Consider the following 21,175-nt stretch of genomic DNA (forward strand, 5'->3'; position numbering starts at 1 on the left):
CTCCTTATCAGTCGTAATAGAACACTTTTCTCGAAATCAATGCTGTAGACAGTAGTAAGATGAAGGCTACGACGATAAAATACACCCACGACATGGCTGCGCTTAAGCCGAAATCGAACGTTTTGAACGCCGTTTGGGAAATGAGCGTGTTGATTTTGTTGCTGCTGAACGAATCAATAATGGAATAGACGAGATTCGTCAGAACGAGCGGGGTCATCATGGGAAACGTTACTTTCCAGAAGATTTCGTAGCCCGTTGCGCCCTCAATTCGCGAAGCCTCATACAAGGACGGAGAAATTGATTGCAGCCCCGCCAGGAAGATCAGAATCTGAACACCTGAGGAGCTTATAATCTCATAGATACGATCCACCGCTCCTGTAATATAATTGGCAATCCCCGGACCCATGCCGGATTCCAGCATCATTTTCTTGAGTTCAAAGCTCTGCAATACATTCGCACCCGCTTCCCCGCCGCCACTTAAGGCCGTGCCGCCAACGAAGCTGCTAATATCCAGGTTCGCAATCGCGCTGGACGCCAGAATTACTGGCAGGAAGAAGATGGCCCTCGCAAGGGAGCGCCCCCTAAACTTTTGGTTTAACAGCACAGCCACGAACAAGCTAAAAATAATAATAATCGGAACGTTAACGATCATATTCACGACGGACTCGGTTAGGCTGCGCGGGTAGTCCGGATTGGAAGTGAATAAGCTGATATAATTGGCGAATCCCTTATACTCTGTGGCGAACCCGCTCTCCACGATATGAATCGAGCTTAAGCTGAAGCGAAACGACTGAATTAGCGGCAGGAGAAACAGCATGATCATTCCGATGATGAGAGGTAAGGCAAACACGACGCCAGACCACGCTTTTCTCTGCTCCAACGACAAACTTTTTTTCCTCATGTCACTCACCGCCTACCCGATAGCTCAACCCGTCGATCTTCTGACCGTCTACCTCTACCGACGTGTTGTTATAGTTAATCACAATGGTTGTTCCATCTTCGAATGTCGTCTCAGTGACATGGTTCGCGAGCTGACGGTGGCCCGTGATCGTCTGGTGTCTAATCCTTTGAATAAGGGGGTTCGCTTCTTTATAGTAATCCACCGCTTGATCCAGCCAATCCTCGTAATGGAGCCCATAGAGCGTGTTATACTCAGAATCCTTCACGACCGAAGAATCTGCTGCAATCCATTGATAGAAAAGATTCGATCCTGTCTCTAGCGCCCGAAGCAACGGTACTTTCGAGTCGACCGAGCGCTGCACATTTAGCGGCTCCCCTGCCATATCGAAATACCCGTGAAGAACCATTTGGTAGAATGGGATATCTTCGTCAGTTAAGTTCAATCGGCTGCTGCGCATCGGCGCATTCACAATCATATTGGCATAAGGGAGATTGTAAACATTCCCTCCGTCGATCATCAAATTCGGTACCTGCTGCTTTAATGTACCGACCTGCTTCTCGACGATTTGCAATGCTTCCTGACGGTTAACCGGATGATCCGCATTGAAATCCGAATTCAATTCATTGCCCAAATCTCTTAAGGACAAGCCCGACACACCTAACTTGGCATACTTGGATGCGAAGCCGTTGACCGTCTGCTCCAGCACATAAGGAGACAACACATAATGCGAAAACTTCGCTGTATCCTTGACGTACATGACGGGATCATATTCATAGACTTTAGCTTTCCGTCCATCCAAGAACGTAGCCGAACCTGAGGAACCCTTGAATTTATCCTGAAACGCAACATCCGGATAAAATCCGATATTCTCCTTCGCAACATAATCGGTTAACTTCTGAAAATCGCGTTTTCCACCCAATGCACTGTTCCACCCAATCGTAGCTGGGGACGTATGTCGAATTCCGTCATTGAACCAGCCAACATAGCGTAGATCAATGTTGTGAATTCCTCTCTCTTTCAGCGTTCGTAGGATAGACTGAGCCTCATCGAACGTAGTCAAAGGCTCGATGGATTGATAGGGCACGCCGAGGAACGATTTCTGCTTCTGAATCGCACCCTCTACTTCCAGCATGAAAGGAGCATCCTTGCTCGCCTTCAGTTTTTTCAAATTATATTTATGGACTACATATTCCTGATATTTTCTAGCCATACCGGAATAATCCGAGGCATTACCTGATAGAAAAGCATACCGAACACGGTAGTCTCCCTGATAAGGCGCAGACTGAAACATCGGCACAGAGCTCGTTTTGGTCCCGGATGTTAACGTATAGAAATCCATCGCCACGAGGCTAAATTTGCTGGCTACCGTATTATAGGAATCATTTCTTCCCCCAACGTCACCCGTAATGCTAGCGAGCGCATCCCCGTCTTCAATGATCCCGATGATCGCATGATCGTTCTGCTTAATGCCGAACACGGGCAGCCGGGTCACTTCGTTCGTCTGCACTTTTTCTTTCACATCATAAGTACCATCCGGCCCGTAAACGGGCAAATCATAGGTTTCTGTATTTTTTTTATTGTTGTTCAAATGAATGAGCGCGCCGGACCCATCCGGTACAAAGATATAACCTTGCTTATTTTTGCCCGCAGCGCCAAAATATTTGAGCAGCTGTAAGGTAGCAATGGGATATGACTTCGCGTATTGGAGCTCTTTAGCCTGAACTTGGATGACAAGATGTTCGCCATCCAAGACATATTCGATTGGAATCGTGAATTGAGGGCCATTATCTTCTGCCGCTTCCATGACGCCATTCGCTTCGTTGTCCTTTGCTGCCTCTTCTTCCGTATAACCAATCGCAAGCAGCTGCGCGGATATTTCCTCTGCCACATAATCCTGCAGCTTGCGTACCTCGTACACCTGTTTCTGATCGTCAAATCGATATTTATACTGGACATTATCCCGCTTTTCCGCGTCCAATTGACCCAGGATTCGCTCTTCGAACCGCTCTTTACTAATCGCTTTCGGAATATTGCCGAAGGATTTCGAGATTTTCCCGAACTGGTAGACGACTTTTGCGCCGTGATCCGTGCTCGTGATCTGGAATTGTTTCTTCGCAACACTGTCATCGTAACTATTGAACGTATTGATCTGGCCTTTTTCGTTGTAATAAGCTACAAGCAATTGGGAAGACATCTCCGATTTATACAGCGGAGAAGCAAGCGAGTCCTCTTCACGGTCTGCCGGATTCGAGAACCAGATATAACCGTCCCGCTTATCCTTAACAGCGATCTCCACCGTTTCCTCACGGATATACAGCATCAATGTTTCATTCTGAGCCACAAGCTTCATATGCTGAAGCGCCTCTAGCTCTGTTGTTGAGTTGGTCGTGACTGCTCCTGCTCCGGAACGAACGCCAACGGCTGCCGAAGCTGTCTTCACGCTTTTATCGGGATTATTATGAACGATACCGTTGTCCTTATCTTTCGCCGTGAGGTACGCCGCGCGGTCCATAGATACGGATTCATGAGGCATGCCAAGCGCGATCAGACCGCAGACTACGAGTCCAGCGCTCAGGATGCCAAGCCCTATTTTCAATTTTCCGGACATGTTCATCCCTCTACCCTCCTTTTGAATGCAACCCGCGCGCAGCTAGAATCTGAAGGCGAGCTCGCGGTAAATGGATGTAATAAAATTAGCTAACTGCTGCATCATACTGAAGAACAATACGCCCAAGAAGACCATAATCCCGATCACGACCAAGGTTAACAACATCGTGACCACTGTTTTCGATGCCGAATATTGATGAACCGTCATCGTGCCTACGAATAGCAACCAGATGAACCAGATCAAAGCGACTGCATCGAGCAAGTAGTAGAACGCGCTCTCGCTTCCGGTAATCATGTTGCTGTACAAGGTTTGCGGTATATAAATGATGACGAACGGCATCAAAGCATAGCCTGTAGCCTTCACAATGTCTTTGAATTTCCCTTCTCCGTCCATTAGCGTCGTTAAAGACCAGTTCGCCACACACCACAAAATAAAAGGAATAATGATAAATTTCAGTTCATTCAAGCTGTTCAACTCATGGGGGTTATTGAAATTCACGACAAAACCGCTATATTGCCTTTTGATAATGGTGAATAAGACAAGTAATGCGAGAAGGATCGCTACAACTCTCAACTTCCCTTTATTCTCGTACTTCATTTCCCAGAATCCATTAAAGGGATGGACCATCGTATAGAAAGGACTTTTAAGTGCCCCTACCTCCACATAATGCTGCGATTTTCTTCGGCGGGAAGCAAACTTCACGACAGCGATCGAGCCCCCAATCATAAGGGCAATCGTAAGCATAATCGAACCGAAATGCTCGAATACGATTTCCTTGCGATACCTTTTGAACGCTTCCGAGTAGTTATCTCGATTGTTGCCCAGCTCAAAATATTTCATAGCCGCGCGATTATCGCCGTTCTTCAGCGAGGATTTTCCGATCCCGATATATGCCACTTCAAGATTGCCATTCAACTGGAGGACTTGGCGCCAGGCGGAGGTAGACTTCTCGGTCTCCCCGTTATATAGCGAGATCACCGCCTCCCGAATGAGACTGCCGTACATTGTTGGCTGAAATAGAGTCAGCCGATTATTGTCTTTATCGAGCACAAGCAGCTTATCATCTAGCATCGCAATCGCAGATGGTGTACGGAATTTTCCTTGCTGACTGCCTAACCCGCCGAATACATACAGCAGGTTGCCGTCTTTATCATAGGTGAATATCCGTCCTCGCTTCGCATCCAGCGCACTGTACATGCCGCCTTCGTCCGAGACAACATCGATAAAGATCGAGCTGCCTGGCGCGCTGCCGACATCGAGGGTATGAATATCCCCCTTCGGCGCAAAGTAACCCTTCGCCCGTAGAATATCAAGGCCTGAGGGGTTCAAGCGTTTGATCGGCTGATCGGATTTCTCTTCGGAGGTCGTGGTGTAAATGAAACCGTCGCGATCGATATCCATATTGTTGAATTCGAGCGGAATGAATAGCTGCATCTGCTCACGCTGCGATCTTGTCGATATTCGCTTCCAGAACAAATCAATCGGACTGAATTTCACGCGGTTGGTCCCAATAAAGCCAATGAATTGTCCGGCAGCGTCAAACTCCATAACTCCTTCGTAAGACCCGCGGCTAATCACATACAACCGCTGCGCCTTGTCGACGACCACTTTGGTTGGCATGTACTGGAACCCTTGGCGCAGCAGGGTCGACTTCGGATCGCGAATTTCCCGCACGAAGGTCCCATCCCCGTCCAACTCCACAATCCGCTTGTTCTGGGTATCCGCGACATATAGATGTTTATCATATGAGCTGTAGAACACGCCTTCCGGCTTATTGAAGCTGTCATTGCTTCCGTTGTGATCGAAAGCCGTAATCACCCTAACGGTTTGAAACTCATCATTTAACACCACAATACGGTCATTCCCGGTATCCGCAATATAAATCCGTCGGTCATTTCCTGCAAAAACATCCTGAGGGGACAACAGATCATTTACTCCCCAATCCCGACCGTACATCACCCGTTGTTCTTCATACGGGCTGGGCGCCGGAACGGTCTGTCCCCAATAGTTATAATTGTAGGTATCTTCCGGTGCAGCTTGCGCTGGCGTAGATAATCCGGTTAAGAGCGCAACGGCGAACAACATGGCAAGTATTCTTTTCAAGCGGCTCCCCCCTGTTTACTCTTTCAGACCGGATGTGGACATAGTCTGGATAATATTGCTCTGTGTCACGATGAATACAGTGATCGGCACAATCATCATGAGCAGCGTAACAGCTGCCACGGGCCCCGTCCTCACCAATCCCCCGCTCGCAATCTGTCCAAACACATAGTCGACCGTCTTTAACTGCTCGCTGTAAATATACTTATGGCTTGTTACAGAACCGTTCGTCCATAAACTTTGAAGCGAAAAGATAATCAACGTCAGCCATGCTGGCTTCACGATGGGCATGACAATCGTCCAGAAGATACGATATTCGCTTGCACCGTCGATCTTGGCCGCTTCGAGCAAGGCATCCGGTATTTGTTCCATGAATTGCTTCATGAGATACAATCCAAGCGTCATCCCTAAGGAAGGCAGCAAAATCGCCCAATACGTATTGATAAGATTCAGCCAGGAGATGGTCATATAATTCGGTACTTGCGTGACATACGCCGTGAACATGAGCGACATCACAACAAGATTAAACAGCATTTTTGAGCCTGGAAAATTAATTTTTGCAAGTGGATACGCCGCCGCAGAAGCAACAATGACATGACCCACCGTACCGGTAATGGCAATGAAGAACGTATTAAACACGTATCGCGAAAAAGGAACCCACGAATCCGAGAAAATATTGATTAAATCCGTAAAGTTCTTCAGTGTCGGATGACGAACTAACATTCTTGGCGGAAAGACAAAAATTTCATCAATCGGTTTGAATGCATTACTGATGGTGAATATCAGCGGAATCGCCATGAAGAAGGCGACGCTTCCCAACAGCAAAAATAGCAGGATATCCACAGCCCAAGAGCGATTCAGCCGCTTGGATAACTTCAATCTCAAATTTAAATTCATCCGATTATTCACCCACTTTTCCTAGCAGCTTCCTTGTCAGGAGGTTCGTACAGAGCATCATGGTGAACAAGACCGTTGCGATTGCTGAGGCATAACCCATTTCATAACGGATCGAACCATAGTCAACCAAGTGCGTAACGATGGTATGTGCAGCATAATCGACACTTGGGAATCCAATCATGTAAATTGAAATCTCCGCCACGGAAAATGCAAGCGTGATTTGAATAACGGCGCCGAACAACAACTGCGGACGCATCGCCGGCAGCGTAATAAACCAAAGCTCCTGCCAGCGATTGCGGATTCCGTCGATCGCCCCAGCTTCATATAACGTGCGGTCTACGTTCTGCAAGCCTGCGATAAAAGCGAGGAACGATGTCCCTAAGCTGAGCCACAGCTGGACGAGAATGAGGATCCCGAGCACGAATCTCGGGTCCTGCAGCCATTGAATCGGCTCCATGATAACTCCCCATTTGATCAAAAAGGAGTTGGCATACCCATAGGAATCACTTGCGAACAGCGTCTGCCAGATCAGATACGTATTACCCGAAATCGACGGCGCGTACAGGATTAACGTGAGCAAGGCCCGCAGCTTTGGCGGTAATTCATTAATAAGCCAAGCGAACAGAAAGCAGGCCATATAGCTGATTGGCCCCGTAATCAAGGCGAATAACAACGTATTTTTTAATGCGATTAAGAAGACATCGTCTTGAACGAACAATCGGGCATAATTGCTCCACCCTACCCATTTCGGGGGTTCAAGCATATTGAAGCTTGTAAAGCTAAGACATAGCGACATCAGTACCGGAAACACCGTAAATGTGCCAAAAATAAGAAAGTACGGTGTAATTAAGGCATAGGCGTGCTTATGTTTCCTCATTTCGCGAAATAAACGACCGATTCTGCTGCGCAAAGCTCGTAGTCGGGTATTCGCTGCAGGCCCTCCTGCGTTTGGAGGCACGATTGGATGGATGACAGGCTGCTTCAAGGTGACCCCCTCATTTCTCGTAAGGAAGATTAAATTCTTTTCGCTTGATCGTGATTTCTTCATTGATATATCGAACGTAATATTCCATCGTTTCGCGTGGATCTTCTCCCTGTACAACGACTCGACGGAAGGCATTGTCAATATTACGCCCCGTCAAATAGCCGCCGGGAACCTCTGGGTTTCCTTTGACCCATTTCATCTGTTCTTTCAGAATACTGAAGTCTTTAGAAGGCCACGGTAGCGCGGATAACGCTTCCAGATTGGCTGTCGGAAACCTCGCAGAAGAACCCATCCGAATCTCCATCTGACGCCCGAAGGCGATTTGTGTTTCTTTACTGGTCCACCATTTCATGAATTGCCATGCCGCATCTTTATTTTTCGTCTTCTTAAACATTACCGTCGCCGATCCACCGCTGCCGACTTCGCGGCGTATGGTTCCATCCGCTGTTTTGGTACCAGGCACGGGGGCGAAGTCCCATAGACCTTTGATCTCCGGCGCAAAGACGGAAAGCTTGTTGTACATCGTGTAATCTACGATACCGATCGGCATTTCCCCGGTACGGAAACGGTTGGCGAAATCCATGGCGATCGGAATTTTGTAATTGACGTAGAAATCGGTCCACTGCTTGAATTGTTTAATCGCTGTCTCGGAATCGAGGTCGCTTTTCATCCCGTCATTTCGGTACAATTGTCCATCATGCTGATATAGGAACATCATCAAGGCAGGATTCGGTGCCATGGTAATAATGTCCGTCGTGACCGTATCATTCCCGAACGTGTTCAACGTTCTCTGCGGCAGCCCAAACTCCAGGTTATTCTTCTGCAAATAAGGCAGCATCTCGTAGACGTCATCCCATGTTTGCGGTACTTTCATGTGCAGCTCATCTTCCAGAACATCTTTGCGATAGAACATAACTGGAAATGTTTGCGTTTCCGGAAGTGCATAATACCCACCACTATACGCGAGCGGTACCATGGAACTGTCGCTGAACCGCGATTTCACTTCATTGAAATCCGGGAAGACCGTTAAATCCTGCATCGCATTGCGAGTCGCATAATTTACAGGTAAATCATTCCCTACTTGAAGCGCTACGTCCGGCCCCTGACCTGCAACGGTAGACGGTAATAGAATATCTGCCGACACAAGTTTGATATTGATCGGGATCCCCGATTGAGGCGTAAAGTTGTCATCAATCAATTTCTTGATGGTTTGCGCTTGATCTCGTGCAGAGGTAATCCATACCGTTACCGACTTGTCCCCCTCATCATCACTTGCGAACTCGTCGTAATTCTCGAAAAAGGAGGCGAAGAAGGACATCGTGCCCGACTTTATTTTCTCCCAACCCGTCGCTTCAGGATGAGGCAATTCCGCTTGCGGTGAACTAACGATTAAATAATCGACAGCTAGCGGTTGTTCATTCACGGACAGAAGCCAGGCCCCTAACGAGCCGACATTCGTCTTAAATTGATCGACCCGACTCGGCACCGTCTCTGGCCGATCTGCCATATCATCAAGCTGATGGGCTAGCGTATTCAGCATCGCGGTCCGGTCATCGTTTTTTCCACCTGGTCCCGTAAGGGTCTTCGCTATTCGCTTAAGTAGGTCGCTCTGTTTCCGAAACTCCTCGGTCATTTCAGGAATTCGCTGTTCGAGTTGATAATCTCGGAAGGAGTCCGGAACCGTCCCCGTAAAGCTAATAATTTTGCGATACATCGCATTCAAATCCAAAATACTGGATTCAACAGCATTTAAGATTGGCGCCAAATCGCCCAACGTAACTTCAAAACGGACCTTATGCTTGCCCTTCGTAAGGTAGAATAAATAAGGATTCTCTTGATCTGAACCGATCACAGTCATTTGCCAATCGCTATTATACGGGAAAGGGACATGCTGAGCTTCCTGAAACGGCAATTGGCCGTCAATATACAGCGTGCGCATGGCAGCCATACCGCGCAGATAATTCTGGTGGTTTTTCACGGCAATTTGATATAGCCCATCCTCAGGAATATCCAGCTCCCATTCAATCCATTGACCTGGCAACCGCCAAGCCCATCCTCCCATCGCGTTGTTACGCAGCTTCGAGACGTGATAGGGTTCAACGGCCGGACTGGAGTGGTCATTATACGGGAGTAGCGTTGGGGATGACTTATACAGCGCATGTTCCCCTTGAATTTTCATCATGATTTGCTTCGCAGGTTGATATCCCTTCTGCTTATATGTACTCGCGATCGTCTCATACGACGGCGTTGTTTGCGGATTCGTCAGCGTGATCGAGTGAATGACCAGCGGCTCCTTGACCGAAGTAAATGACAGTGTGTGTTCCCCTTTGGAGAAATAGAATAGATACGGCTCTTCATAATATCCCGTCGCATCTTTCAACAATACGTCTTGCCACATCGGCACCTCAACTTGCATAGGAACGAGATCGTTATCGCGTTGGTCCCGCTCAAATTGGGTACGCTCATCCTTCCAGACCCGTTGAAATGTGATGCTTCTCGCCTCGTTAAAAGGAATTCTCCCATCGATCCGCAGCTCTCTCTCGATATCTGAATCCCGGCCTTTAACCGTAAAATAATGCATGGCAATGTTGTATAAGCCATCCTGTTCGACGGAGAACTTCCACTCGATGGAACCTAAATCTGAAGTCAGCACCGATTTACCGATTGTTCCTTCGTAGTTATCAAGCACGGTAGCATTCATACCCTCCGCCTTGCTGAAGTCTTCAACGGGTATCAATGTGTCTACGCGGGGACGTGTCATTTGTTTATATGGAGCCGCATAACTGCCGTAGCTCCCTTTCTTATTCGTATCCAGTAAGGAAGTTAAGAAAGTCATATCGGCCTTGTTTTCTTCCGCAAGTGCCGTCTGACTTCTCTCTCCCCCCACCCACCAAAATGATGAGCATACGATAGCCAAACATGTCATGAGCATGAACACTACTTTTGGGTAAGATCGACGCATAAGTTAAGTTTCCCCCTCCTCTTAAGCAATTCCCCTAATCACCATGGAACCAGCGAACCGGCAGGGATTAGGGGCATCGTTTCAAGAGCGGAATTTATTTACACTTGGATGTTACTTATTCTCTTCAAGCAATTTTTTGATATTCGCCTCGAATTGCGGCTTCACCTTGTCAATCGCCGTTGCTGGAGATACTTTGCCCTCCGTAATGTCTTTTACGATTCCTTCGAACAATTTCTCGCCATCCGGAATGGCGTAATAGGAAATATAATCAATGCTGCTCGCCATTTGTTTGCGCGTATCCATGGATTCTTTATTTGGATAGGATTGCTGCCAGGACTCTTCGGACAGCTTTCTTCCTTCTTCATTCAAGCTAATTTCATCAATAATATGCAGCGCGGTCTCTGCATTCTTCGAATACTTGGAGACCATCCACATGTTGCCGAATGGCGTATAAGATACGTATTTATCAGCCTTTGGACCCTTAGGGAAGAAGACATACCCCAGTTCCTGACCTTTCATGTTATCGGTGAAGTTGCTTAACTCCCAGCTGAAGCCTGCGTACATCACACCTTTGCCAGCGATAAATTCCTTGCTTGCATCGTCTGGAATCGGCTGTTGAATCGACTTATCGACATTGAATAAATCCGATACATATTGCAGTGCTTCCACGGCATTCGGGCCATTCAACGAGAACTTGATGTCGCCGTTCTCATCTTTATCTACAGCGCCTTTGTTCGTGTATACCATTTGCTCCGTAAGTGCTTTTAATTTACCGTATGCACCCGCTAAGCCCCACACATCGGTTTTACCGTCTCCGTTCGTATCCTGTGTTGCTTTTTTCGAGAACTCACGGAATTTATCCCAGGTCCATTCCCCTTTTTGTTGAAGCTCATAAGGATCTTCGAGACCTAACTTCTGCACTAGCGTTTTGTTATAGAAAATACCATATGGCGATGGTGCGGAATCCACCATACCGTACTGGTGGCCCTTGAAACTGCCGCCTGCGCGCATCCAATCGATATATTTCGGATCGGAGGCATCAATCCACTGGTCAATCGGTTGAATAAATTCTTTATTCACCAGCTGTGGGAATGCCCAGAACAATTCTAACCGCACGATGTCAGCGAAGGGTTCTCCCGATAGTGAGGTCACCGTGAAGTTCTCCACATATTTGCCGTAATCGCCGAATTTGACGAATTCAATTTTGCAATTGTATTTCGCTTCTGCTGCTTCGATCAATTTGATTTGCGCTTCCTCAGCAGGTCCTTTTTCTTTTACCGTTCTAGGGTCGGAGTCATCCCACCATACACCGATCTTGATGGTCTGGCCGTTCAAGTCAACTTTTTTCTCTGACTGATCTTCCTGGGTGTTCGCATTGTCATTGCCTTTTCCCTTGTCTTCCTGCTGTACTACTGGCTGTGTTGGCTGGCTAGTGGTCTCAGTGCCCTTGGAACATCCGATTACACCCATGATCAGTATCAGCGTGATGACACACGAAACGAGTTTAAACGCCTTCATCTAAATCCCCCACGATCCATTAGATTTGACTTGCACAAAATCGTTCTGCCGACATTTCAACATCGATTTTCCTTCCCCAACGCACGGGATCTCTCCCGAAGAATCAAGTGGAGTATGGACTAAGCCCTCGAATTGAAGCGCTTACATAAACGATTTAGTTGATGAAACGAGATGCGCGCCTCCCCTGTTTACGTATCTATCCCAATCTATGTATTCACTCTTCCACGATATACACCTGATCGAGAAAAGATCTTCAACAGCATTAGACCCTCCAGCCCCTTCCATAAATTGTATTATAGTGAGATACCCAAACTTTGTAAATAGATTAGATATATCTTTTTTTGAAAATATTCACATTAGTTATACTCAATTCATTTCAAAACAAAAAAACCTTCTCACAAGATGTCATGAACATCCCTGAGAAGGTTTACTTTTTATTCATGTATTCTCTGCAGTTTTACGTAATAGAGTAAAGGCGCTGCCCCGTGGACTGACGCTCAATCCAACGAACCGGCACCTTGATTTTGTGATGCTCCGGATCTCCCTGTTCGATTCTGTGTACAATAATTTTGGCTGCTTCATAACCGATCGTATAATAATCTTGCGCAACAGATGTCACGGGTATTTCGACATGTCTGGCTACATCATGATCGTCAAACCCGGTAAGCGACAGCTGCTCCGGAACTTGGATCCCCATCTCCATGCAGCTCTTGAGCAGGTCTACTGCAAGATGATCATGTTCAATTTGAAGCGCAGTCACGTCCATATCCATTAATTTTGTAAGAAGCTCACGGTAAAATGCGGTTGCATTCGAAGAATAGGCTTCTTCATAGAAATCCGTCACCATGATATCCGTATCAACGGGAATATGATGTTCTTTCAACGCTTTACAATAACCCATATACCTGTCCCTTACCGAGCTGCGGTATTCCACACCGACGCTGGATACGTATGCAATCCGTTCGTGGCCTAACTCGATCAACCTCTTGGCCGCAATATATCCCCCATCGAAATTATCAGATACGACACTACTGACCGGTAAACTATCAAAATACTGGTCAATGGTCACAATTGGATAATCGTTCATATGGACGGCATGGATCACATCAATGTTGCTGATCGTGCTAATGGGATATAATATGATACCGCTGGGGCCGCTTTTAGGGACTTTGGTCAGAATCTCTCGCTCTTTATCTTTCTTCCAGTTGCTATTGTGTATGCTTAAATAGTATCCCTTGGAGTCCAGATAATCATGTGCCCCCTTGATATAATCGAGCTCGCTCGTGGCCATGTAAGGCAAAATCATAGAGATGATCGGCTGCGTGGACTGAACTCCTGCCTCACCCTTCGGATGTATATCTTCAGGTTGCTTCACATAACTTCCACTTCCACGTTTGCGGTAAATAAGGCCCTCCCTTTCTAGTTCGATCAAGGCGCGTTTGGATGTAATACGACTAACCCCATACTGCTCTGCAAGCTCCACTTCCGTAGGAAGCTGCTGCTCAGGCATATACTGCCCAGTTCTTATTTGCTCTTGTAAGTCACCCAGAATTCTCATATAGAGCGGTTTATTCTCCAATTCCAAATCATCACTTCCAGTCATTCATCCATCACTTTAACGAAAAAAGCTACGTTACTAATAATTTGAACAATAAATTAAGTATACCAAATTCTTGAAATTTCCTCAGTCAACCCCTTAATTTCGACATTCCTTTCTACATTCCTTCATCCATCGTCGAAAAAGTCAGCTCCCCACAGTGACTTGCCTATACGACTTCATCATACATCGTTGTTCCATGGTAGGCCTCTATAAAAAGAAAAACGCCTACAGCCCCTAACGGACTGTAAGCGTCGTGTACTTTCGTATAAAAATTCTATGCAGAAGGCTTCTCTGTAGGAACAGGATCCTTCGGTGCATCAGCAGCAGGCAGCTGTTTCACCGGTTCTACAAGCTTAAAGGAACTGGATTGAGCTGATAGACCATTGATCGTCGCTACTCTTCCGTTCGCAACGGAAAGGACATACACCTTATAATCTCTGCCAAATTGAAGCGCATTACCAAAGGCATCGATATCAGAAGTCGAGAAGTTGATTGAATTGCTTCCGGTATTGACGACTTTATAGTTGCCTGAACCTACTTCGTTGGCGTTCGCCAACGTCAGACTAGCATTTACAGGCACAACCATAACCTCGTAGTATGCAACATCGCCTTCATTCGCTACGCGGTCGAAGCTAACTTTCACGCTTGAACCATCCGCTTCAACAATGGCATTAACATTATTGACCGCTGGGGCTGAAACAGCTGGTTCTACTAGTGAGAATTCTGAAGACGGTGAAGAAAGAGCATTCGTTGTCGTCGTTCTGCCATCAGCTACCGTTAGGACAAATACACGGTATTTGGCTCCTTTTACAATGACATTGTTATCGGTATCACGGCTTGAGCCGAGTACAATTTGTCTAATATCCGTACCTCGTTTTGTTACTCCTGTATAGCTAGATACACCATTGGCAACAGATAAGTTGAATGCATCTGTCCGATTGGCCGGTACCACCATGATTCGATATTCCGCAACGTTACTTTCATTGGACGACTTCGTGAAGCCTACTTCGATATCCGTATTGTTCACCACATTGGCAACGACGTTGGTAACCCCCGTGACAGCAACGTTCGAGGATAAACTAATCGCTGATGAAGGCGAGGAGAGCGCATAGCTATTCGCATAGCTGCCCGAACCTACGGCTAATACAAACACTTGATAACTTATTCCGTTACGAATGACCTGCCCATCGACATCTCTTGCATTCGAAGCAAGCGTCCAGCTGATATTGTTGCCGGTTCTGCTAACTGACGTATAGTTTGAACTGGATACAGCTTTGGCTTTCGTCTCATCGAATCGGCTTGCATCCGCTGTCTTCACAACCATAATTCGGTACTGGCTTATATAGGAATCACTGTCGGAACGGTTGAATGCAACCATCAGATCCCGACCATCATTAAAGTCACTCACATCACTTGCCACCACGTTCGTTGCAGCACTGATGCTAGCATTATTCGTTAGCTTAATGATACTCGATGCCGCAGACAAGGCATTGGCGCTGGAATTCGTACTGGTGCCCACAGATAATACAAACACCCGGTAGTTAACGTCATTGCGAATGTAATCGCCATCTGTATCACGCAAACCTGCCGTTAATGTCAAGCTAATATTGGACCCCGTTCTGCTTACATACGTGTAATTCGAGCTCGATATATTGTTCGCAGTGCCCACGCTAAATCTATCGGCGTTTGCCGCCTTCACAACCATCACACGATAATGGCCAAGATTGGATTCGTCTGCCGCTCGATTGAAGTTCACCCGCAGGTCCCGACCGTCGTTATAATCACTTACATCACTTGCCACCACGTTCGTTGCAGCACTGATGCTAGCATTATTCGTTAGCTGAATGATATTTGAAGCCGTAGACAAAGCATTTGTGCTGGTATATGAATTGCTACCTACAGATAATACAAACACCCGGTAGTTAATGCCATTACGAATGTAATCGCCGTCTGTATCACGTGAACCCGCCGTTAACGTCAAGCTAATATTGGATCCCGTTCTGCTTACATACGTATAATTCGAGCTGGATACATTGTTCGCTGTTGCTACATTAAATTTATCAGCATTGGTCGCTTTTACAACCATGACACGATAATGGCTAATATAGGATTCGTCTGATGCTCGATTGAAATTCACCCGTAGGTCCCGACCGTCGTTATAATCATTGATGTCACTAGCCGATACGTTCGATGCACGGATACTGCCATTATTGGATAATGTGATCGCCTGCGATGAACTTGATAACATCGAACTATATGTGTTCTTATCATAAGGTACCGCCATCACGAATACACGGTAATCGACTCCATTTCCAATAGAAGACCCTTGCGTATCTCTCAGGGTGGAAGGCAATGTCGTTACGATATTATAGCCTGTTTTTCCGACATCATAGTATCTTCCGGAGGACACTTGATTCGCATCTGTTAGATTAAAGTTACCGGCATCCTTCGCTTTGACGACGAAGACACGGTAATAACTAATTTTCGATTCATCCGAAGATTTTGTGAAGCTGACTTGGATATCGCGTGCATCGTTATAATCATTCACGTCTTCCACGTTCGTAATCACAGGAGCCGAAATATAATTATTTAAGGTGATCGAGGACGAACCGCTTGATAATTTATTGGCATAGACACTGGAATTGTTATTCACCGATAGCACAAACGCCGTGTAAGATACCCCGTTCTTAATCAGTTCCCCAGACGTATCTCTTGCAGATGAACCCAGCGTCGTCGTGATCACCGTTCCCGATTTATTCACTAAGGTAGAATACTGTGTAGACACCGCGTTGGCTGCAGCGACATCAAATTTATTCGCATCTTTGGTCTTCACGACCATGATTCGATAGTTCGAAATATTCGTATCCTTATCTGCCTTCGTGAAGCTGACAGACATATCTCGCCCATCGCCGTAATCACTTATGTCGCTAACTTTCACATTGGTTGCCGCCGATACTGACGTAGTGCTCGTTAACGTGAAGTTGGACGATGCACTAGACAGCGCCACTTGATTGGATCCTTTTCCTACGGTAAGCACAAAGGCTGCATAGGCTTGATTCGCACGAATGAGATCGCCATCCGTATCCCGCGATTGCGAAGATAAAGAAACGACTTGTTCCCCTCCGATGCCGTAAACCGTCTTATAATTATTCGATGAGACCGCTTGTGCCGAAGAAGTATTAAAATATTTGGCTCTGTCCGCTTTGACAATCATCACACGGTAATGATCCACGCTAGACTCTTTGGCTACCTTCGGGAAAGATACCTCGATATCCCGTCCGTCCCCGTTCTGTCCTACAACACGTGTATAGACGTTAGAAACCGCAGCGACCCCCCCCGAAGGATTACCGGAAGAAGTCTTAATGAATACACTTTTCGATCCGGCATTCCAATCGACTTCTTCGCCCATCGCTTCACTGACAAAGCGGACAGGAATCATCGTTCTGCTATTTATGCTTTGTGCGGGTACATCCAATGTCGAGGATACCCCGTTAATCGATGCTGTTCTGGATCCCATTTTGAGTACGATGGTGGTATTGTCTCTTGTTGCCGTAACCACCTTCGTAGATGGGTTCCAGTTCACATCTGCTTGCAATGCTTCAAAGATGGCCCGCAATGGAAGCAATGTCCGCCCGCCTACCGAGACTGGAGCTTGGTCTGTCGGCAGTCTAACCCCATCAATATAAATTTGAATAGGCGCGGCTGCTGCACTTACATTTGTTGTTAACGGAACAGAAAACAATAAAGCAGCTGCGACCATTGTTGATAATAACTTTCTCACAATTTCATCCTCCTAAGTAAATATCCATCTTCATTGGGTAATATATTCCACAGAAAGTTTGACGCTGGAAACCCTAGGAATGTTTCTCGAGTTTAGAATTATTTTTGAAAAAATGTGTCCATTTATGATCTACTTATGAAAATTCCAGAATCTTTCCTAATTTCGATCTTGCCGCCGCCTTGTTTCATGTGATGGTTAATGTAGTCTCTGAAAGAGTCGACTTGCCTCGGATCCAGGACCATTTGACCTGTTTCCAACCCATTGCATGATAATACATACTCCACCAGAGCATCCGCATCAGTAACTACGAGCGCGTCCTCATACCGTTGACATTGTACGTCTTGGAACCATGCGTGCAATTGCTCCGCACCATTGTCTAGCGAGAAATTGGATGTGATGGATTCTAATACCTGTTCATATCTGGAATTGGGATCAAATGCTGTCACCAATTGCTTCATTTCAAGCATGTTACTGCTCCCCACTGTCGTTGCGTAGAATGTCCCATCTTGCTTTAAAACGCGTCTAATTTCAGACAGAGCTTGCTTCCGATCCTTCACGTGGTAAAGCATGTGATTGGCAATGACTATATCGAACGTTTCATCTAGATATGGGATGTGCATTGCATCCACCACCGCATATTGAATGTGTGGGTTCACGCTAGACAAATTCAGACGCGCATCCTCCAACATCCCAGGCGAGAAATCCGTAACGGTTATATCCCAATGCGGAGGAATTCTTGGTGCATTCGCCATCCACAGCAGCCCGTTGCCGCCGCCTAACTCAAGCACTTTGGCATGATCTGTGGCTTCAATCTGATCCCATACCCAGCAAGGCCATGGATATATATTCGTGCTATAAGTGGCATGCAAATGGATACGGGCATTAAATTTACTCGAATTTACGTACTGCTGCGCTTTTAATTTCTCATGTTCTGCCGTCATCGTTGGAGCTCACTCCTTTGAATTTGACTTAAGAATCTTTAAGACGCCAAGTATGCAACGTATCTGCCAAACGCGGCAGCAATATAGACAACTCACGGGCTTCCTCGGCACTCCAATCCTGCAAAATCATATCCAACCCATCCACGCTTCGTTCCAGGAAACGCGCCAATACTTCCTCTCCTGTCTCCGTAAGACGAATGAGACTGGAGCGAAGATCACTAGAATCTGTAACAACCGAGATGTAACCGGCCTGTTGCAACGATGGAATACGCCGGGTAATGGAGGAGGGGTTGAGGTCCAATGCATGCGCGATGTCGGAAGGGCGAATCTGTTCTCTGGATTTGATCAGCATGAGGATCTCAAACGTCACTCGATCTAGATCCTTTCTCTGTTCCTGCGCAAGCTTAAATTCCTGAACCAGCCTGAATACACCATAAGCCAAATTACGAAGCTCATCTCGGTCTTTACCCAAAAACCCCACTCCTTTATCCAAGTCATTTTCTTCTATGTGGTAAATTAAGTATATTTTATTTGTTTGCGCAAAGCAAATAGTTTCTCAACAAAAACTCCCGACCAAAACGGCGCCGAGAGTTTACATTTTTTAATTAAGGTAGCGTAACTAGGAATGGTTTGACGGTATTCGCCAGGCTATAGTTCGTTGCCTTATCCCAGTTAATAGACCATGTCATCGCACCGCGGAAATCCGGATACTTGGCTACAGGTTTATAGGTTCCGCAGCCATTGCCTGTCGCCAGACAATTAATCGCGTTGTTCACGACGCTAGGTGCTACGTAACCACCCCCCGCCGCAGACGGTGTCGCAGGCACGCCAATCCCTAATTGAGAAGGTGCAACCCATTGCAGAGTCAAATCAGACAATGCCGTCAAGAAGTCAATGGTACCCTGCGTATAGCACTTGCCGTCACGGCCTAACATACAGCCTGAATTGTAATACTGAACATTCATCACGGTGGTGATATCCTTCAGATTATTATACAGCTGCATGTACGTCGTATTCTGGCTTTGCATATCAATGGTCTGCGGAGCCATCGTCAGAATAAAGCTGGAGCCGACTTTTTGTTGCAATTGACGAACCGCATTCGTTAAGTTGGCTACGTTCATCCCGTTCTCGAGGTCAATATCGATGCCGTCCAATCCAAATTGCGTGATGAGACCATACATACTATCGACGAAATTCGTGACATTCGGCGAAGTGCTATTCAGATTAATATTGCCTTTCTCCCCACCAACCGAGAGAATGACTTTTTTCCCTTGTGCGCGTTTGGCTTGAATATCTTGAATTAGATTAGCGTTCGAATAACCGCCAAGCGCGTTGGATAATGGCGTATCGACATTGAACGTAACACCGCCCGGTTTGGTCGGGTCCATCTCGGCGAACGATAAAGCAATAATATCGTATTGACTTGGTACATCACTCAGCTTCAAATTCGTAGATCCGTTAATAAAGTTGTGCCAGTACCCGGTTAGCGTATGCTTCGGCAATTGCCCGCCGCCGCTAGCCGCCTGCGTCGTTGCCGTAACGCCCGCGCTCTGTGGAGAGACATTCCCCGCGGCATCCTTCGCTGCTACCGTAAACGTGTAGGCTGTACTCGCAGCAAGCCCGGTTACGGTCGCTGTCGTGCCTGTGACCGTCAGCGCTAACGTCGCGCCTTGATAGACATCGTACCCCGTGACACCAACATTGTCGGTCGATGCGGTCCACGTTAGGGAAACACTGGATGAAGTAACACCTGCAACCGTCACGTTAGATGGTGTTGTCGGCGCTTCAGTATCCCCGGTATTTCCAGCATTTGTTTTGACACTAATTTGATTGCTGGCTGGAGACACATTCCCTGCGGCGTCCTTCGCCTTCACGGCATACGTGTACGTCGTATCGCTGCTCAATCCCGTATGTGTATAAGTAAGTGTACTGCCCGAGACGCTCCCCACTTCCGTTGAACCTTGATAGAGGGTATATCCCGTCACGCCGACATTATCTGTCGATGCATCCCAAGCTAAGGTAATGCTTGATGTCGTCGTACCTGTCGATCTAAGATTTAGTGGCGCGGTAGGTGCTTGGTTATCGCCGCCTCCCCCTTGAACCAACTGCCACAGCGCAGGCACATTCGGCGGTTCCCAGCCTAGCAGCGAGGTGTGCGGCTGAATGGTTTTGTAGCTATTTCCGCTATATGTCACGGTATCATTGACGGCATAAGCTACATTTGGCGCCCAAGCCCCGCGGTCCGCAGCCGAGGCCATAGCTGGCAGCAATCCAAGGAACAACGCTACAATGACCAGTTGCGGTAACACTTTTTTGACGATGGACAACCTTCTCCATAACGAACTTCTTTTCATAGAATCTCCTCCTTATTTTTAATGCAAATGCGCCCCATGAACAACCGCTTGTCCGATTTCACCTCCTTTTTCTATGCAAATACTCAACTTAGGCATCATGATGTACCTATGAACTGGCATCAACGCTAAGTAGAATAGAGTTAAAGTCTAGCAACTGCGCATGAAAAGATGAATCGTCTGATAGGCTAAAAGATGGCATCACAAAAACAGTGGAATCTAGTAAGATGATGGCAGTTTGACGATAGAAGCTGAAGCTTTTGATATGTTAGGAATGATGCTGAAGAGTGGGTTAACGAAAAAATGCGGATGGCGTATAGCCGTGAGGCAAAGTTGATATCGCTTACAAAGGAGTAGGATAACCATTAAGTGGAATATTTCTCTTTGATTGTAATAAATTGTTATTTTATTGTCTATAGCACTATAGCATGATATTTGGTCCATTGTACCTTTTTGGCTATAAATCTATTAAATTTTCAATATTTACAAGTAAAAGGAATGATTCGGAATACATCCCTGCGCTATTTTTTC

At 46.5% G+C, this 21,175-nt stretch carries 12 protein-coding genes; all 12 read right to left on the reverse strand.

The genetic code is table 11. The annotated features are described in order from the left end of the window. Positions 1 to 7 precede the first annotated feature (7 nt). Positions 8 to 901 (reverse strand): carbohydrate ABC transporter permease, encoded by an 894-nt coding sequence (locus tag BVG16_RS18685; RefSeq protein ID WP_078500473.1) that lies wholly within the window; start codon positions 899 to 901, stop codon positions 8 to 10. A gap of 1 nt (position 902) precedes the next feature. Next, the gene (locus BVG16_RS18690) at positions 903 to 3,515 is read right to left on the reverse strand and encodes a DUF5696 domain-containing protein (protein ID WP_078500475.1); all 2,613 of its coding nucleotides are present in this window, start codon (positions 3,513 to 3,515) and stop codon (positions 903 to 905) included. A 36-nt stretch (positions 3,516 to 3,551) separates the two neighbouring features. Next, positions 3,552 to 5,612 (reverse strand): YIP1 family protein, encoded by a 2,061-nt coding sequence (locus BVG16_RS18695; protein ID WP_078500477.1) that lies wholly within the window; start codon positions 5,610 to 5,612, stop codon positions 3,552 to 3,554. 15 nt (positions 5,613 to 5,627) lie between these two features. Further along, positions 5,628 to 6,506 carry a carbohydrate ABC transporter permease gene (locus BVG16_RS18700; protein WP_078500479.1) on the reverse strand — a complete coding sequence of 293 codons (879 nt, stop codon included), beginning with the start codon at positions 6,504 to 6,506 and terminating at the stop codon, positions 5,628 to 5,630. A 4-nt stretch (positions 6,507 to 6,510) separates the two neighbouring features. Next, positions 6,511 to 7,491, reverse strand: a complete 981-nt coding sequence (locus tag BVG16_RS18705) for a carbohydrate ABC transporter permease (protein ID WP_233147089.1) — start codon at positions 7,489 to 7,491, stop codon at positions 6,511 to 6,513. Positions 7,492 to 7,501: 10 nt separating this feature from the next. Beyond that, on the reverse strand, positions 7,502 to 10,453 hold the full coding sequence (locus tag BVG16_RS18710) for an extracellular solute-binding protein (protein ID WP_078500481.1): 2,952 nt from the start codon (positions 10,451 to 10,453) through the stop codon (positions 7,502 to 7,504). Positions 10,454 to 10,564: 111 nt separating this feature from the next. Then, the gene (locus BVG16_RS18715) at positions 10,565 to 11,971 is read right to left on the reverse strand and encodes an ABC transporter substrate-binding protein (RefSeq protein WP_078500483.1); all 1,407 of its coding nucleotides are present in this window, start codon (positions 11,969 to 11,971) and stop codon (positions 10,565 to 10,567) included. A gap of 457 nt (positions 11,972 to 12,428) precedes the next feature. Continuing rightward, on the reverse strand, positions 12,429 to 13,574 hold the full coding sequence (locus BVG16_RS18720; protein ID WP_233147090.1) for a GntR family transcriptional regulator: 1,146 nt from the start codon (positions 13,572 to 13,574) through the stop codon (positions 12,429 to 12,431). A gap of 271 nt (positions 13,575 to 13,845) precedes the next feature. Next, entirely contained in the window at positions 13,846 to 17,352 is a 3,507-nt protein-coding gene (locus tag BVG16_RS18725; RefSeq protein WP_233147091.1) for a copper amine oxidase N-terminal domain-containing protein, read from the reverse strand. A gap of 122 nt (positions 17,353 to 17,474) precedes the next feature. Beyond that, complete coding sequence (locus BVG16_RS18730; RefSeq protein ID WP_078500485.1) at positions 17,475 to 18,293, reverse strand: class I SAM-dependent methyltransferase; 819 nt, start codon at positions 18,291 to 18,293, stop codon at positions 17,475 to 17,477. 28 nt (positions 18,294 to 18,321) lie between these two features. Beyond that, positions 18,322 to 18,765 (reverse strand): MarR family winged helix-turn-helix transcriptional regulator, encoded by a 444-nt coding sequence (locus BVG16_RS18735; RefSeq protein WP_078500487.1) that lies wholly within the window; start codon positions 18,763 to 18,765, stop codon positions 18,322 to 18,324. A gap of 133 nt (positions 18,766 to 18,898) precedes the next feature. Further along, on the reverse strand, positions 18,899 to 20,647 hold the full coding sequence (locus BVG16_RS18740; protein ID WP_078500489.1) for a fibronectin type III domain-containing protein: 1,749 nt from the start codon (positions 20,645 to 20,647) through the stop codon (positions 18,899 to 18,901). Between the last annotated feature and the right edge of the window lie 528 nt (positions 20,648 to 21,175).

The organism is Paenibacillus selenitireducens, assembly GCF_002021565.1.
Taxonomy (GTDB): domain Bacteria; phylum Bacillota; class Bacilli; order Paenibacillales; family Paenibacillaceae; genus Paenibacillus_K; species Paenibacillus_K selenitireducens.